The sequence below is a fragment of the Alteromonas sp. 5NS40-0096 genome (genome assembly GCF_057544385.1).
In genome coordinates this window covers 1-14388 of record NZ_BAAJLQ010000004.1, presented here as the reverse complement: position 1 = coordinate 14388, position 14388 = coordinate 1, and the positions used below count along the sequence as shown (strand labels likewise).

At 45.6% G+C, this 14388-nt stretch carries 16 protein-coding genes; 10 read left to right on the top strand and 6 right to left on the bottom strand.

What is annotated here, in order from left to right; translation table 11 throughout:
* Nucleotides 1–5: 5 nt before the first annotated feature.
* Entirely contained in the window at nt 6–659 is a 654-nt protein-coding gene (elbB, locus tag AC27G9_RS12600; RefSeq protein ID WP_487074726.1) for an isoprenoid biosynthesis glyoxalase ElbB, read from the top strand.
* A gap of 126 nt (nt 660–785) precedes the next feature.
* Nucleotides 786–2237 (top strand): TrkH family potassium uptake protein, encoded by a 1452-nt coding sequence (locus tag AC27G9_RS12595; RefSeq protein WP_487074724.1) that lies wholly within the window; start codon nt 786–788, stop codon nt 2235–2237.
* A gap of 1 nt (nt 2238) precedes the next feature.
* On the opposite strand, the gene trkA is transcribed toward AC27G9_RS12595, so the two are convergent.
* From trkA to def, 4 genes are read right to left on the bottom strand one after another with little or no spacing between them, the layout of a single operon-like run.
* On the bottom strand, nt 2239–3618 hold the full coding sequence (trkA, locus tag AC27G9_RS12590; RefSeq protein ID WP_487074722.1) for a Trk system potassium transporter TrkA: 1380 nt from the start codon (nt 3616–3618) through the stop codon (nt 2239–2241).
* A gap of 41 nt (nt 3619–3659) precedes the next feature.
* Nucleotides 3660–4970 carry a 16S rRNA (cytosine(967)-C(5))-methyltransferase RsmB gene (gene rsmB / locus AC27G9_RS12585; protein ID WP_487074720.1) on the bottom strand — a complete coding sequence of 437 codons (1311 nt, stop codon included), beginning with the start codon at nt 4968–4970 and terminating at the stop codon, nt 3660–3662.
* Nucleotides 4970–5926 carry a methionyl-tRNA formyltransferase gene (gene fmt, locus AC27G9_RS12580; RefSeq protein WP_487074718.1) on the bottom strand — a complete coding sequence of 319 codons (957 nt, stop codon included), beginning with the start codon at nt 5924–5926 and terminating at the stop codon, nt 4970–4972. Before fmt ends, rsmB begins: the two co-directional genes overlap by 1 nt.
* A gap of 11 nt (nt 5927–5937) precedes the next feature.
* Complete coding sequence (gene def / locus AC27G9_RS12575; protein WP_487074716.1) at nt 5938–6447, bottom strand: peptide deformylase; 510 nt, start codon at nt 6445–6447, stop codon at nt 5938–5940.
* Between the two features lie 198 nt (nt 6448–6645).
* Between def and AC27G9_RS12570 the strand changes: the two genes are divergently transcribed.
* The 7 genes from AC27G9_RS12570 to AC27G9_RS12540 all read left to right on the top strand — a co-directional run bounded on the left by AC27G9_RS12570 (nt 6646) and on the right by AC27G9_RS12540 (nt 12272).
* Nucleotides 6646–7728, top strand: a complete 1083-nt coding sequence (locus AC27G9_RS12570; protein ID WP_487074714.1) for a LysM peptidoglycan-binding domain-containing protein — start codon at nt 6646–6648, stop codon at nt 7726–7728.
* Nucleotides 7729–7769: 41 nt separating this feature from the next.
* The gene (dprA, locus tag AC27G9_RS12565; RefSeq protein ID WP_487074712.1) at nt 7770–8879 is read left to right on the top strand and encodes a DNA-processing protein DprA; all 1110 of its coding nucleotides are present in this window, start codon (nt 7770–7772) and stop codon (nt 8877–8879) included.
* A 2-nt stretch (nt 8880–8881) separates the two neighbouring features.
* Entirely contained in the window at nt 8882–9358 is a 477-nt protein-coding gene (locus tag AC27G9_RS12560) for a DUF494 family protein (protein WP_487074710.1), read from the top strand.
* A gap of 44 nt (nt 9359–9402) precedes the next feature.
* Nucleotides 9403–9948, top strand: a complete 546-nt coding sequence (locus AC27G9_RS12555) for a DNA topoisomerase family protein (protein ID WP_487074708.1) — start codon at nt 9403–9405, stop codon at nt 9946–9948.
* A 6-nt stretch (nt 9949–9954) separates the two neighbouring features.
* The gene (gene tsaC / locus AC27G9_RS12550; RefSeq protein ID WP_487074706.1) at nt 9955–10524 is read left to right on the top strand and encodes an L-threonylcarbamoyladenylate synthase type 1 TsaC; all 570 of its coding nucleotides are present in this window, start codon (nt 9955–9957) and stop codon (nt 10522–10524) included.
* Nucleotides 10525–10526: 2 nt separating this feature from the next.
* Nucleotides 10527–11459, top strand: coding sequence for an oxygen-dependent coproporphyrinogen oxidase (gene hemF, locus AC27G9_RS12545; protein ID WP_487074704.1), 933 nt, complete (start codon nt 10527–10529; stop codon nt 11457–11459).
* Nucleotides 11460–11600: 141 nt separating this feature from the next.
* Nucleotides 11601–12272, top strand: coding sequence for an OmpW family outer membrane protein (locus tag AC27G9_RS12540; RefSeq protein WP_487074702.1), 672 nt, complete (start codon nt 11601–11603; stop codon nt 12270–12272).
* 49 nt (nt 12273–12321) lie between these two features.
* On the opposite strand, the gene AC27G9_RS12535 is transcribed toward AC27G9_RS12540, so the two are convergent.
* The gene (locus AC27G9_RS12535; protein ID WP_487075234.1) at nt 12322–12720 is read right to left on the bottom strand and encodes a group II truncated hemoglobin; all 399 of its coding nucleotides are present in this window, start codon (nt 12718–12720) and stop codon (nt 12322–12324) included.
* 37 nt (nt 12721–12757) lie between these two features.
* Between AC27G9_RS12535 and aroE the strand changes: the two genes are divergently transcribed.
* The gene (gene aroE, locus AC27G9_RS12530) at nt 12758–13594 is read left to right on the top strand and encodes a shikimate dehydrogenase (protein ID WP_487074700.1); all 837 of its coding nucleotides are present in this window, start codon (nt 12758–12760) and stop codon (nt 13592–13594) included.
* A 17-nt stretch (nt 13595–13611) separates the two neighbouring features.
* On the opposite strand, the gene AC27G9_RS12525 is transcribed toward aroE, so the two are convergent.
* The gene (locus tag AC27G9_RS12525; protein WP_487074698.1) at nt 13612–14142 is read right to left on the bottom strand and encodes a gamma carbonic anhydrase family protein; all 531 of its coding nucleotides are present in this window, start codon (nt 14140–14142) and stop codon (nt 13612–13614) included.
* Between the last annotated feature and the right edge of the window lie 246 nt (nt 14143–14388).

Below are 14388 nucleotides of genomic sequence, written 5' to 3'. Positions count from 1 at the left end.
AAACTATGAAAAAAGTAGCAGTAATATTAAGTGGGTGTGGGGTTTTTGATGGTGCGGAAATACATGAATCCGTCTTTACTTTATTGAGTCTTGCGCAACAAGGAGCAAGTTATCAGTGTTTTGCGCCTGATGTAGAACAGCTTCACGTGATAAATCACTTATCTGGGGAGGTAGAAGAGAACCAATCTAGAAACGTGCTAGTTGAATCTGCACGAATCGCACGGGGAGATGTATTGCCTTTATCGCAATGTGATGCGGTAGATTTTGATGCCCTAATATTGCCTGGCGGGTTCGGTGCGGCTAAGAATCTATGCACCTTTGCATTGTCGGGTCCAGAAGGAGAAATCAATCAGGAAGTGTTGGCAGTATGCAAACAATTTGCCGAGCAACAAAAACCTGCTGCGTATGCTTGTATTGCACCGGCTATCGCCGCGATGGTGTACGAGCAAGAGGTAAAACTTACAATTGGTAACGATAGTGATACTGCGGCCGGTCTAAATGCGCTCGGAGCGAGTCATGTGAATTGTGCAGTGGACGATATTGTTGTTGATAGTGATGCCAAGGTCGTTACTACACCCGCTTACATGCTAGCTGACAATATTGTGGATGCGCACAAGAGTATTGAGCGAATGGTTTCAGCGTTACTGGCACTAAAATAATCGATTGGCGTGCACAATCTTGTGATTTTACTTTCGATTTCTGATTGTCCGCCGCATAATGTAAGAAAAACAATGTTGGGCCACATACCCACGTTTTTCCCTTGCTCTACTCGGTGTGCTAACTAGATGCAATTCAGATCCATTATTCGAATCTTAGGCCTTTTGGTCGCGCTATTTAGTGTGACCATGATTCCTCCTGCAATGGTTTCATTGATTTATCAGGATGGTAGTGGCTTACCTTTCTTCATGGCGTTTATTCTCTGTGTGCTCACTGGCACGGCATTGTGGTATCCCAACCGCGACTACAAAAGAGACTTACGGGCCAAAGAGGGATTCTTGATTGTCGCGTTGTTTTGGTCTGTGCTTGCGAGTTTTGGTGCCATCCCGTTTATGCTACTAGAGCAGCCTAGCATGAGCGTGACTGACTCGTTTTTTGAGTCATTCTCTGGGCTTACCACTACGGGCGCCACTGTGATTCAGGGGATTGATTTTCTGCCTCACTCTGTACAATTTTATCGTCAGCAATTGCAGTGGCTTGGCGGCATGGGGATCATTGTACTAGCTGTAGCTATTCTACCTATATTAGGGGTAGGGGGGATGCAGCTATATCGAGCGGAAACCCCGGGCCCTGTAAAAGACTCAAAAATGACGCCGCGAATTGCTGATACTGCAAAGCACTTGTGGTACATCTATTTGTCATTGACGTGCGCTTGTACACTCGCCTATTGGTTCGCCGGAATGAGTTGGTTTGACGCGATTTGTCATTCGTTCTCTACCATCGCCATCGGTGGGTTTTCTAATCATGATGCCAGCCTAGGCTATTTTAATAGTCCTATGGTAAACATGGTATGCGCGGTATTTTTACTTATTGCTGCCTTGAATTTTGCACTGCATTACTCCGCAGCAAGCAGCCGCTCTTTACGTGGTTATTGGCAGGACCCAGAAATGAAAGCTTTCTTTTTTATCCAAGCTTCATTGATCATTATCTGCTTCCTAGTATTGTCTCTTTCTGGGTATTACGGAACCGCTGAGCAAGCACTGGACCAAGCCGTTATTCAAGCAGTATCGATAAGTACTACAGCGGGTTTTGCCACAACTGATTTTTCTGCATGGCCCTCTTTTCTACCAATCTTACTGATTTTTTCTAGCTTTGTTGGTGGTTGTGCCGGCTCTACTGGCGGGGGCTTAAAAGTCATCCGAGTTTTTCTACTCTTTCTTCAAGGTAAGCGCGAGATAGACAGGCTGATACATCCTAAAGCGGTGTATTCAGTTAAGCTTGGAGAGAGAGCGATGCCAGACCGAGTTGTCGAGGCGGTATGGGGCTTTTTCTCCGCCTATGCCATCGTTTTCGTGATCATTATGATTGGATTGATAGCGACGGGTTTGGACAATATTACGGCCTTTACTGCGACAGCCGCGACACTCAATAATTTGGGGCCCGGATTGGGAAGTGTGGCTACTACTTATGCCGACGTCAGTGATTCCGGCAAATGGCTCTTAGTAACGGCAATGTTGTTCGGCCGTCTGGAAGTATTTTCTTTACTTGTATTGTTCTCGCCGACCTTTTGGCGTAGTTGATTCAACCGAAGAAAAATGCGCTAGGCTGGAAGAGTTTCTCCACGTCAGTTATGAATTTTTTGTTTACCAAGAACATGATGACGTGGTCGTTTGCTTCAATCACAGTGTCACTGTGAGCGATAATTACTTGTTCATCCCTTACAATTGCACCGATGGTTGTGCCTGGCGGCAGTTTGATTTCGCTGATTTGTCGACCGACGACTTTAGAAGTACTTTTGTCGCCATGAGCTATCGCTTCTATTGCCTCAGCCGCACCTCTGCGAAGTGAGTGCACATTAACGATATCACCCCTGCGAATATGGGTCAGTAAAGCTGAAATGGTGGCTTGCTGTGGAGAAAACGCAATGTCGATTTCTCCGCCTTGAACGAGATCCACATAAGCGCCCCTTTGAATCAGTACCATGGCTTTTTGCGCGCCCATGCGTTTTGCAAGCATCGCTGACATGATGTTGGCTTCATCGTCATTCGTTACCGCAATAAAAGCGTCAACTTGCTCAACGCTTTCTTCTGATAGCAATTCCGAATCCGAAGCATCACCACAAAATACGATGGTTTTATCGAGGTGCGCAGATAAGTACTGTGCGCGCTCTTGACTGTATTCGAGCAGCTTTACGTTGTGGTTGTGCTCGAGCTGTTTTGCTAATCCTGCCCCAATCAGACCGCCACCCGCAATCATGATGCGTTTGTAGCTCGACTCAAGTTTTTGAAGCTCGCTCATGACCGCGCGTATATGTTTTGTTGCGGCGATAAAGAAAACTTCGTCATCTGCTTCGATAACAGTCGTACCCAGAGGGCGAATTGGGCGCCCGCGACGATAAATGGCCGCTACGCGAGTTTCCACATTTGGCATGTGCTCTTTTAGGGCAGAGAGGGCATGGCCGACGAGTAACCCACCGTAATATGCTTTAACCGCTACCAAGCTTGCCTTGCCATCTGCAAATTCGACGACTTGGAGGGCTCCAGGGTAATCGATTAAACGTTTTATGGCTTGGGTTACCAGTTGTTCCGGAGCAATGATGTGATCTACGGGAATATCTTGTTGTTTGTAGAGCTGTTCTTGGTAAATGATGTACTGTTCTGAGCGAACCCTAGCAATTTTAGTTGGGGTCTTAAACAAGCTATAAGCGACTTGGCACGCTAGCATATTGCTTTCGTCTGAATTGGTAACGGCGATGAGCATGTCGGCGTCATCGGCCCCCGCTTTTTTCAACACATCTGGATGCGAACCGACTCCCGTTACGACTTGTAAGTCGAGCCTGTCTTGTAAGGCTCTTAATCTGTCAGCATCAGCGTCGATAACCGTTATTTCATTCTTTTCACCGACTAGGTTTTCGGCCAATGTGCCACCAACTTGGCCAGCACCCAAGATTATTATTTTCATAGATTTGCGACTTTACTCAACACGTTAACCTAGCAGTCATATCATGACTTTATCAGCCTAGCATAATAGAAACCATCCATTTGTGCTTCACCCGGTAAAATTTGCCTACCTGGTTTTTCTGGGGTTTCTACTGCGCTGATCGCATCGAGTTGCGCGTCGCTAGTACGTTTTAAAAATGCAGCAATTTGCTCAGTGTTTTCTTGCGGCAAGATAGAACACGTAGCGTACAACAAGGTACCACCTGGTTTTAATGTCTTCCACAAAGCATCGAGTATGTCACTTTGCAATTTCGCTAACGTATCGATGTCTGCGCTTTTTCGCAGCCAGCGGATATCTGGGTGGCGACGAATCACGCCAGTGGCCGAGCATGGCGCATCGAGTAATATGCGATCGAATGGGGTACCATCCCACCATTCATCGGGTTTGGTTGCATCACCCTGTTTCACAATGGGGTTGTGTCCCAAGCGCTGCATATTTTCATTTACTCGAGATAATCTTTTCGAATCAGCGTCTACGGCTAGGCAAGAGGACAGGTCAGGTTGCAATTCCAATAGGTGGCCCGTTTTACCGCCAGGGGCCGCACAGCAATCTAGAATAGTTTCTTCAGGCTGAGGGTTTAAGTAGGCTGCCGCAAGCTGAGCCGCACCATCTTGGACCGCAAACCAACCCAGAGCAAACCCCGGAATTTGTGTCACATCAAGCCGCGTTTTGAGTATTAACGCATCTGGGTGTGCGGTGGACTGCTCAAAAGCGATGTCCTGTTTACCCAACGCTTCGATAAAATGTTGATAGGTAACTTTAGTTCGATTGACTCGCAACCAAATAGGGGCAACGGCATTGGTTTGGTCGATGACTGTAGAGGCTGAGTTCTCGTATGCCGCCAAGATTCTTTTGTATAACCATTTTGGTAAGCCACTGGCCAATATTCCAGAGACGTCTGTTTGATCAAATGGTTGGCGTTGTACATTGCGCAGTAAGCCATTTACCAAGCCTTTTAGGCCTGCTCCACCAAGTGGAATTGTGCCTTCTACCGTTTCGTTAATGGCGGCGTGAGCAGACACTCGAGTGAAGCGCAATTGGTAGATACCAACAAGCAGTAAATGCTCGATGACTTTTTTATTGCCTTTGAGCGGCTTATCTAACAAGTCTCGCAGCCATGTCTGTAGCAGGGGTAGCTGACGCAATACACCCATGACCATTTCTTGCAGCCAAGCACTGTCTTGCGTGGTGTGCCTTTCTTGTACTATCGGTAAAACGTCGCGGGAAGACCTGCCTAATTCCAGTATTTGGTAAAGTACCCAAGCGGCATCAGCGCGCAGTTGTCTCTTTTTGGGAAGGGGCAATGATTGCATTAGACTGTTTCACTCACCAGACTTGCGCCCTTGCTGAACCACTGTTGCCGAGCATTGATCACATCCATCGCTGGCAATGCTTTTTTCCCGGGGATTTGCAAAGATTCTAATCGCAATGCGCCTTTACCAGTGGCAACGACGATACCAGTTTTATTCGTTTCGATAATGGTACCCGGTGTTGCGTTGACGTCTACTGACGTCTCTACACTGGCTTGCCATACCTTAATATTCTGCTGGTCCACACTAAACCAAGCGACAGGCCATGGATTAAAGGCTCGTATGTTACGCTCAATCTGCTCGGCGTCATCTTGCCAGTTAATCAAGGCTTCGGCTTTCGAAAGCTTCTTCGCATACGTCGCTAGCTCGTCATTTTGCGATTCGGGCTGGTATTGATCAAAGTCGTTGACGACTTCCAACAATGCTTTAGGCCCTAATTCTGCTAGCTTTTCGTAAAGGCTTGCACTGGTATCGGTCGATGTAATATCCAGCTTCGCAATATGTAACATATCGCCGGTGTCTAAGCCTTCGTCCATTTGCATGATGGTAACACCCGTTTCTGCATCACCGGCCCATACTGCGCGTTGTATGGGGGCTGCGCCACGCCAGGCAGGTAGAATCGAGCCGTGGACATTAATACAGCCTTTGCGCGGTGCTTCTAATACTGCTTTGGGCAAGAGTAGACCGTAGGCAACAACTACCATTAAATCCGCATTCAGAGCCGATAGAGCCAGTTGGGCTTCTTGTGCTTTAAACGACTCAGGTTGATAAACGGGGATTCCGTGTTCCTCAGCGAGTACTTTGACCGGGCTTGGTGTAAGTTTTTTACCTCGTCCAGCAGGTCTATCAGGTTGAGTGTAGGCCGCAACAATTTCGTGAGATGAGCCGATGAGTGCCTGTAAGTGTTTTGCTGCAAAATCCGGTGTACCGGCAAAAACGATACGTAGTGGTGTAGACAATGTATTACTTCCTAAGCGCGAGCACGCATCTTGGCTTCTTTTTCAAGTTTCTTTTTGATGCGCTGACGTTTTAGCGGTGACAAATAATCGATAAACAGCTTACCCTTGAGGTGGTCGAGCTCATGCTGAATACAGATTGCTAGTAAGCCATCTGCGTCCAGAGAATACGCATTACCCTCGGCATCAAGTGCTTCGACGGTAATGGTTTCTGCACGTTCTACTTTGGCGTAGTTTCCAGGAACTGAAAGACAGCCTTCTTCGCTGATTGTGACGCCGTCTTTTTTCGTGATTTTAGGGTTGATGAATACTCTAGGTTCGTTTTGTTCCTCAGATACGTCCATTACCACAACTTGCACATGGCGATTAACTTGCGTAGCAGCTAGTCCAATGCCATTTTCATCTTTCATTGTTTCAAACATATCTGCAACGAGTTGTTTGATTTCTGCATCGACATTTTCAACAGGCTTAGCAACAGTGCGAAGGCGTTCATCTGGAAAACTTAAAACTTCTAAAATAGCCATTGGGACTCTTTATCTCTTAAACTGTGTATAAATTAACATACGATCCGATAGACGGCGGTCTTTACTCTCTTTTTTCAGTTACTATTCTAACGTATATCCAATGATGCGTGCAGTTTAAATTATTCAATTGGCATAATCGCATCGAGAGATTAAATTAAATAAAACCATTAGTGTGAAACCTCGGGCGGAGATTTGGCTATGCGCAGCAGCCTCAAGAAATTAACAAGTAAACTAACATGCCTTGCTACAGCAGGCTTTTTGGTTGCCGCATCGTCTTTTGCTTTCGGCGTGGATCTCAAGGATGATGCACCAAGCACTTACACCGTAAAGAAAAACGATACCTTGTGGGATATCGCGAACATGTTTTTGGAACAGCCTTGGCTATGGCCGGAGTTGTGGCGGAACAATGTTCAAATTAACAATCCACATTTGATTTACCCCGGTGACGTGCTCACCATTCGCTATGTTGATGGCGAACCCGTTATCGAAGTCCAGCGAGACAAAGCCCACATTGTTTTGACCCCATCGAGCTCAAGAACGACAAAACCCTCACCGATTAATATGTTGCCATGGGATGCGATTGCTCCTTATGTTGACCAAAATGAAATATTAAGCGAAGACGCATACGAGCGTTTGCCGCATATCCTCGGAAATCAATCCGGTGATATTCGATTTGTCACTGATGATTTGGTGCTCAGTCGTAAATTTGGCCGTGCTAAAGATCAGTATCGTATTGTCCGCAAGCAGTCTACTATCGAGGATATGGATGGCGAGAAGTTAGGCGTACAAATTCATCATATAGCCGATGCTGATATGGTGGAGTCTCGAGCGGGAGATGAATGGCTAATCAAAGTAAAGGACTCTAATTTCGAAGCCAAGCGCGGAGATCGTCTGTTTTCGGGTAAATTTAGTTCAGCAAAAGAGATGCAGTTGATTGCTGCAGATGAGCAAAGAGGTTTTATCGTAGACAATCTGCATTCTAGGGGATTGGTTGGAAAATACGATATTGTCATTCTCGATTTAGGTAAACGCGATATTAAGCCGGGTACAGTGATGGGAATTTATGCCCAAGGCCCGACGATTATTGATGGTGATTCACCTAAGTATGAAGAAGAAGGTAACGTCGTTCGCAGTGTATTCAACGACGGTTCCACTGTTGAGCAACCCGCTCTGAAAATTGGCGAACTTGTGGTCTTCAAAACTTTTGATAAAGCGAGCTATGGCATCATTACACGGTCAAGCGAATTGGTAAAACGCGGTGCGATAGTTGCCAATCCTTAACTCTCCATTGAACCAATATCGCTCGCCACGGGGCGATATTGGTGAAAGCAAATCTCTCAGAACAACAGCTCGCATGGATTAAACTGTCTACCCTAAGCACGATTACGCCACGAGACTGGCTAGCGTTAATGGACAAGTTGGCGGCGACACCAACACAGATATTGAGAACGTCAAACCTAGGCCAAGGTGTTCATCACAAATTTGCTGACGCGATCCACCGCAGCAGCAACCGACTTGTTGATTCTATCGTCAGGTGGTACCAACAGGGCAACTACAATGATGTCGTTACCTATAGTGATCCCTTGTATCCATCTTCTCTGAGACAATTATCCTCTCCGCCACTTGCCCTTTTTGTTACAGGTAAGGCTGAAGTATTAACTCAACCCATGATCGCAATGGTAGGTAGCCGGCATGCCAGTCAGTCAGGACTAACGTTTGCGCAAGACCTTGCCGGTCAGCTAAGTAAGCTAGGCCTATGTGTAGTCAGTGGTTTGGCGATGGGTATTGACGCGGCTGCTCATCGCGGCGCTTTTGACAAAATCGGTAAAACGATAGGGGTCATTGGTTGTGGCAATGATGTGATTTACCCTAAGCGCAACAGCGTGTTGTATCGCGATATAGTCGATTATGGCGGCTGTATTGTGAGTGAATTTTGGCCTGGTACACCACCCAAAGCTCAGCACTTTCCACGCCGCAACAGAATTATCGCTGGCTTAACATGTGCAACAATAGTCATTGAGGCAAAAATCAAAAGTGGAACCTTGATTACTGCCAATATGGCCGCAGATCTAGGAAAAGAGGTAATGGCTGTTCCTGGCCACGTTATGAATCCTTCACATCAAGGCTGCCATCATTTGATTCAACAGGGTGCGGCACTGATTACTGACATCAATGATGTTCTTGGCGCATTGCCATATGACGTGCAAAATCGTTTCGATTCTGGACAAAAATTTAATCAAAAAAGTGGTGCTCAAAACTTGGCAAGTGAATCATTATTAGATAGTGTTGATTATGATGTTACTGCGTTAGACATCATCGCCGAACGCAACGGCTTGCCAGCTTCTGAAGTGATGGCAGGATTATTACAATACGAGTTGCGTGGTCTGGTATCCGCCGTCCCTGGTGGGTACATCAAATTGCGGGGGAAATAACAATGTTCGACATCCTCATGTATCTGTTTGAAAATTTCATACACAGTGAAACGGAAATTCGTGTTGACCAAGATGAACTTACTGATGAATTGGTACGCGCTGGATTTCATCACGACGAAATTTACAAAGCCTTAGCATGGTTGGAAAAACTGGCGGCATTGCAAGAGACGGACAATAAGCCGTATTTTTGCAGAGGAATTTCTTCTGGTGTCACTCGAATCTATACTCACGAAGAACAAATGAGGCTAGACGTAAGTTGTCGAGGTTTTTTGCTCTTTCTTGAGCAAATTGGCGTGTTAGATGCGTCAACTCGTGAGATGGTCATTGATAGAGTGATGGAAATAGACTCTTCGGAATTTTGCTTGGAAGACCTCAAGTGGGTTGTCCTTATGGTATTATTCAATGTACCAGGTAAAGAAAACGCTTACGCGCAGATGGAAGATCTGTTGTTCGACGAGCCGGATGGTGTTTTACATTAGACGCATCCCTAAGTCGAATTGAGAGCGTAAAACAGTAGGCAAAAATGTCGAAGATAGATCACTCCCTTTTCAGTGCACATGAGCATGCGCTGGAAGATGCTTATGGCCCGTGTCCAAAGTGTGGCCAAAGTTTACAGATCCGGCATGGTAAGGCTGGCCCTTTCATTGGCTGTTCAGGTTATCCTGGTTGTGACTTCATCAAACCTCTTCACGAACACCAAACTACAACGTTAAAAGAGATTGCTGGCACATCATGTCCCGAGTGCGCTAGCCCGTTGGCTATCAAAAAAGGCCGCTATGGCATGTTCATCGGTTGCACCAACTTCCCAGATTGCCACCACATTGAACAAATTAAGCAACAGCACGAAACGGCAATCACTTGTCCCCAGTGTAATGAAGGAGAGTTGATTGAGCGGACGAATAAATATGGCAAGCGATTTTTTGCCTGCAATCATTATCCGCAATGCCGATATGTGGTAAATTCCCCACCAGTAGCCGAGTCTTGCCCTAAATGTGGGTGGGGCATCTTATTGGATAAGAAAGGAAAGCGTCAGTGTCCCCAATCCGATTGCGATTATACAGCTGAGTAAATAACGTTGATTGAAGAGCAGTTAGAGGCGACGAATTCACGTGTCGCTACAGCTATTAATGAGGGGGAACTTATCGTCTACCCAACAGAAGCTGTAATGGGGATTGGTTGTGACCCAGACAATGCTGATGCAATTGAAAAATTATTGAATCTGAAACAGCGCCCACAAAATAAAGGTTTAATTTTGGTGGCGTCATCGTATTCGCAACTCCTCCCATACGTTAATGACGATGCTATACGGCAGGATAGACGGGCTGAAATATTTTCAAGTTGGCCCGGGCCTATAACCTGGTTATTGCCAAAAGGCGAATATGCCAGTGAATGGGTAACGGGTGAGCATCATACAATTGCAGTGAGAGTGACAGCGCACCCAACGGTACGAGACATCTGCAATGTCATAGATAAACCACTTGTATCGACCAGTGCAAATCCAACTGGCCTCGTACCTGCACTAACTGCGGCGCAAGCGGCTCAGTACTTTGGACAAAAGGTGAAGTACATCGCCGGCGAAATAGGTCAAGAGTCAAAACCGAGTACCATTAAAGATGGCGAAACACTCGCCACAATTCGAGGATAATTATGCAGTCCCTGCAATTAGATACCATCGAGAATGCTGAAGAGGCGATTGCTCGTGTAAAAGCATTCTTATTGAGCTTACAGGATAATATCTGTCAAACACTGGAATTAGCTGATGGAAAAGGACAGTTTAACGAAGATCAATGGACCAGAGAACAGGGAGGGGGGGGTCGCTCCCGCGTACTCAAAAACGGTGCAGTTATTGAACAGGGTGGTGTGAATTTCTCTCATGTGTTTGGCGACCAGATGCCGGCTTCTGCAACGGCACATAGGCCAGAGTTAGCAGGTCGTAAGTTTCAGGCAATGGGGGTTTCCTTAGTTATCCACCCTCATAATCCGTATATCCCGACATCTCATGCTAATGTGAGATTTTTTATAGCGGAAAAAGAAGGAGAAACGCCCATATGGTGGTTCGGTGGTGGTTTTGATCTCACACCTTTTTATCCTTTCAAAGAGGACGTGCAACATTGGCACGATACGGCTAAAAAGCTTTGTTTGCCATTTGGTGAATCTGTCTATAAAGAACACAAGGCGTGGTGCGATAACTATTTCTTTTTGAAACACCGAAATGAAACTCGCGGTGTAGGTGGCCTATTTTTTGACGATCTCAATCAATGGGGGTTTGAGAAAAGCTTTGATTACATGCAAGCCGTGGGGAATGGCTTCCTAGATGCCTATATTCCCATCGTTGAAAAGCGCAAGACAACAGCGTTTTCGGAGAGCGAGCGTCAGTTTCAGCTTTACCGTCGTGGTCGTTATGTCGAATTCAATTTGGTTTATGACAGAGGGACCTTGTTTGGTTTACAGACGGGAGGAAGGACTGAGTCAATATTGATGTCTATGCCCCCTCTTGCGCGTTGGGAATACAGCTATGAGCCCTTGCCAGATAGCCCTGAAGCGAAGTTGCAAACCTGGCTCACACCGACAGATTGGTGATCTAGGCCCGCTTCATTTGACACAGATCAACTTGTTATCTTTAGTCCAGATTAGCCCTGTTTAGACTTGTTCTAGATCAACTCTACCTCGGCTTTGCTCTATTAGAGTGTGCCCATACACTTGAATAGAGCGAGATAACACATGAAAAAATCATTAGCCGCGTTAGCTGTAGGTGCACTTCTAATAGCTCCCAATGTCATGGCACATAGCAAAGGTGACATCTTGGTGCGTGCGGGCCTTACTACTGTTGCTCCAGACGAATCTTCAAGCAACATATTTGTCGGTGGTTCAGATTTAGGCGTTAACGTTACGGTCGATGACAATACTCAACTGGGTTTGAATATTGCCTATTTTCTTACTGACAATATTAATATCGAATTATTAGCCGCAACGCCGTTTAAACATGACGTCAACTTTGGTGTGGTAGACCCTCTTGGTACGGGCAACCAATTAGGCGAAGTCACACACTTACCGCCGTCACTGACTGCAAACTACTATTTTAATAGTCCTGACAGTAAGCTGCAGCCCTATGTAGGTGCAGGCATTAATTACACGATTTTCTTTGACGAGGAATTTACCGCTGCGAACGATGGTGCAGGGCTGGCCGATTTGTCTTTGGATAATTCTTTCGGTTTAACCGCGCAAGTCGGTCTTGACTATATTCTTGATGAAAAATGGTCTATCAACGCATCAGTTCGTTGGATTGATATCGACACAGAGGCGTCTTTTAATTTGAATGGTACGGCTGGTGAAGTTGCTGATATTGAAATTGATCCTTACGTATATACCATTTCTGTCGGTTACACCTTTTAAGTACCGCATTTTCGCACTGCCTGTTTTGGCCAGCTAATGCTGGCCTTTTTTATTCTTCCGTATTGATCATATGTTCAGCGAGCTGATTTAAGGCTTCGCTTAAGTTGTCAGCCAATGCGATATTATCAACTTGTTCATATAGCGCCTTTTTCATGCAATACATCCATTGTGCCTTTAGCGCTGGCGTAACTTTAAACGGCAAATGTCGGGCTCTTAACCTCGGGTGTCCGCGTTCTTGTTCGTAATCGTTAGGTCCGCCTAACCACATAGCTAAGTACAGCGCAAAAACCCGCCTAATATTGTCCAGTGGCTTTGGATGAATAGCATATAACGCTTCTGCTTGTGGATCTGACTCCATAATATCGTAGAATCGATTCGCTAAAGTTACGACACCTTCTTCTCCTCCGATAATATCGTAGGGAGTGACAGGCTGTTTGCCTTTATTCATCTTTTCTTTTAACTGTTGTACCAATGCTGAGATTGCCATGAAAAAGTTCGCCGTATTTGGAAATCCTATTGCCCATAGTCTATCACCACTTATTCATCAAATGTTTGCTGAATCGTGCGGCGAGGTTATTGAATATGATAAGCGTTGCGGATCATTGGAAGCATTTGAGTCAGAAGTAAACGACTTCTTTTTTAAAGAGGGGGCACTGGGAGGTAACTTTACCGTCCCATTCAAAGAACGAGTATTTGCGTTAGCGGACGAGCACGATGCTGCAGCCAAATTGGCTGGGGCTGCAAATACCCTCCATCGACAACCATCAGGCAACTTAAAAGCTTACAACACTGACGGTATCGGTTTAGTTAATGACTTACTTGCGCATCAGGTGCTATTACAAAACAGCTATGTTCTTATTTTGGGGGCGGGTGGTGCAACGAGAGGTGTCATTCATCCTTTACTTAACGCTGGTGTCGCACATATATATGTATTAAACCGAAGTAAAGATAAAGCGATTGCACTGGTAGAAGAAGCTAATGACCAAAGGGTAACCGCGCTAGATAGTGTTGATGCTCCGCTGCCAAACCCACCCTCTGTTGTGATCAATTCAACATCAGCGAGTTTAAACAATACTGTCCCTGCTATGCCTGATGCCGTATTTTCGTCGGGGGCCGTGGCATATGATATGGTTTATGGGGCTAGTGCTACGGTATTTATGCAGAAAGCTAAAGCTCTCGGAAGCCAACTTCAGCTCGATGGGTTGGGTATGTTAGTTGAGCAGGCTGCAGCGGCTTTTTCTATATGGACGGGGCAAAATCCACCTACCGATAAAGTTGCAAAAGTGCTAAGAGATAGAATAAGTGGCCAAAAAGAGGGGTAGTAACCCCTCTAAGAGCATCATTCTTGCAGGTAGTCGTCTTTCAATTTAACGTAGTTGTCGGCTGATATTTTAAGAAAAGCCATCTCACTTTCATTTAGTGGGCGCTTTTTCTGCATTGGGTTACCAACATACAGGTAGCCGCTTTCCAATACTTTGTTGGGAGGGACTAGCGTACCAGCTCCTATAAATACATCATCTTGAACGACCGCTCCGTCCATAATGATAGCGCCCATACCTACTAATATTCGATTACCCAGCGAACATCCATGCAACATGCATTTATGACCAACGGTAACATCATCACCGATAATTAGCGGGTAGCCATCAGGATTTGCTGATGACTTTCTTGTAACGTGCAGCACTGTGCCATCTTGAACATTGGTTCTCGAACCGATAGTAATGTAGTTAACGTCGCCTCTGGCCGCGACTAGAGGCCAGATACTTGAACTATCGCCAACGTTGACGTCGCCTACGATCACCGACGTTTCATCGATATAGCAAGCTTCACCTATATTAGGCATAGTCCCTTTATAAGGTCTTAAAGACATCGTGTGTACCTATAATTTCTAAGTTGTCTTCACTATATAGAACAAATCAGTACGGAAATAGTCCGTTTTGAACAGAAAAACAGCACTTAAAACAAATATGACACTTTTTTGAAAATACTTGTTGACGGCGGGGATAAAATCCCTAAAATGCGCATCCGCTTCGACAGGAAATCACAACAGCTTCCCAGTTAAAAGCGAGTCACTACTAACTGTATAAGTCAATAGTGGCAAGGTTTTCAGCGAAAT

Excerpts from the sequence above, each read along its gene's own strand:
- AC27G9_RS12555 (WP_487074708.1), top strand. The coding sequence starts at position 9,403 with ATGTCGAAGATAGATCACTCCCTTTTCAGTGCACATGAGCATGCGCTG.
- trkA (WP_487074722.1), bottom strand. The coding sequence starts at position 3,618 with ATGAAAATAATAATCTTGGGTGCTGGCCAAGTTGGTGGCACATTGGCC.
- elbB (WP_487074726.1), top strand. The coding sequence starts at position 6 with ATGAAAAAAGTAGCAGTAATATTAAGTGGGTGTGGGGTTTTTGATGGT.
- AC27G9_RS12570 (WP_487074714.1), top strand. The coding sequence starts at position 6,646 with ATGCGCAGCAGCCTCAAGAAATTAACAAGTAAACTAACATGCCTTGCT.
- aroE (WP_487074700.1), top strand. The coding sequence starts at position 12,758 with ATGAAAAAGTTCGCCGTATTTGGAAATCCTATTGCCCATAGTCTATCA.
- AC27G9_RS12525 (WP_487074698.1), bottom strand. The coding sequence starts at position 14,142 with ATGTCTTTAAGACCTTATAAAGGGACTATGCCTAATATAGGTGAAGCT.
- AC27G9_RS12595 (WP_487074724.1), top strand. The coding sequence starts at position 786 with ATGCAATTCAGATCCATTATTCGAATCTTAGGCCTTTTGGTCGCGCTA.
- hemF (WP_487074704.1), top strand. The coding sequence starts at position 10,527 with ATGCAGTCCCTGCAATTAGATACCATCGAGAATGCTGAAGAGGCGATT.
- AC27G9_RS12535 (WP_487075234.1), bottom strand. The coding sequence starts at position 12,720 with ATGAATAAAGGCAAACAGCCTGTCACTCCCTACGATATTATCGGAGGA.
- AC27G9_RS12540 (WP_487074702.1), top strand. The coding sequence starts at position 11,601 with ATGAAAAAATCATTAGCCGCGTTAGCTGTAGGTGCACTTCTAATAGCT.
- AC27G9_RS12560 (WP_487074710.1), top strand. The coding sequence starts at position 8,882 with ATGTTCGACATCCTCATGTATCTGTTTGAAAATTTCATACACAGTGAA.
- def (WP_487074716.1), bottom strand. The coding sequence starts at position 6,447 with ATGGCTATTTTAGAAGTTTTAAGTTTTCCAGATGAACGCCTTCGCACT.
- rsmB (WP_487074720.1), bottom strand. The coding sequence starts at position 4,970 with ATGCAATCATTGCCCCTTCCCAAAAAGAGACAACTGCGCGCTGATGCC.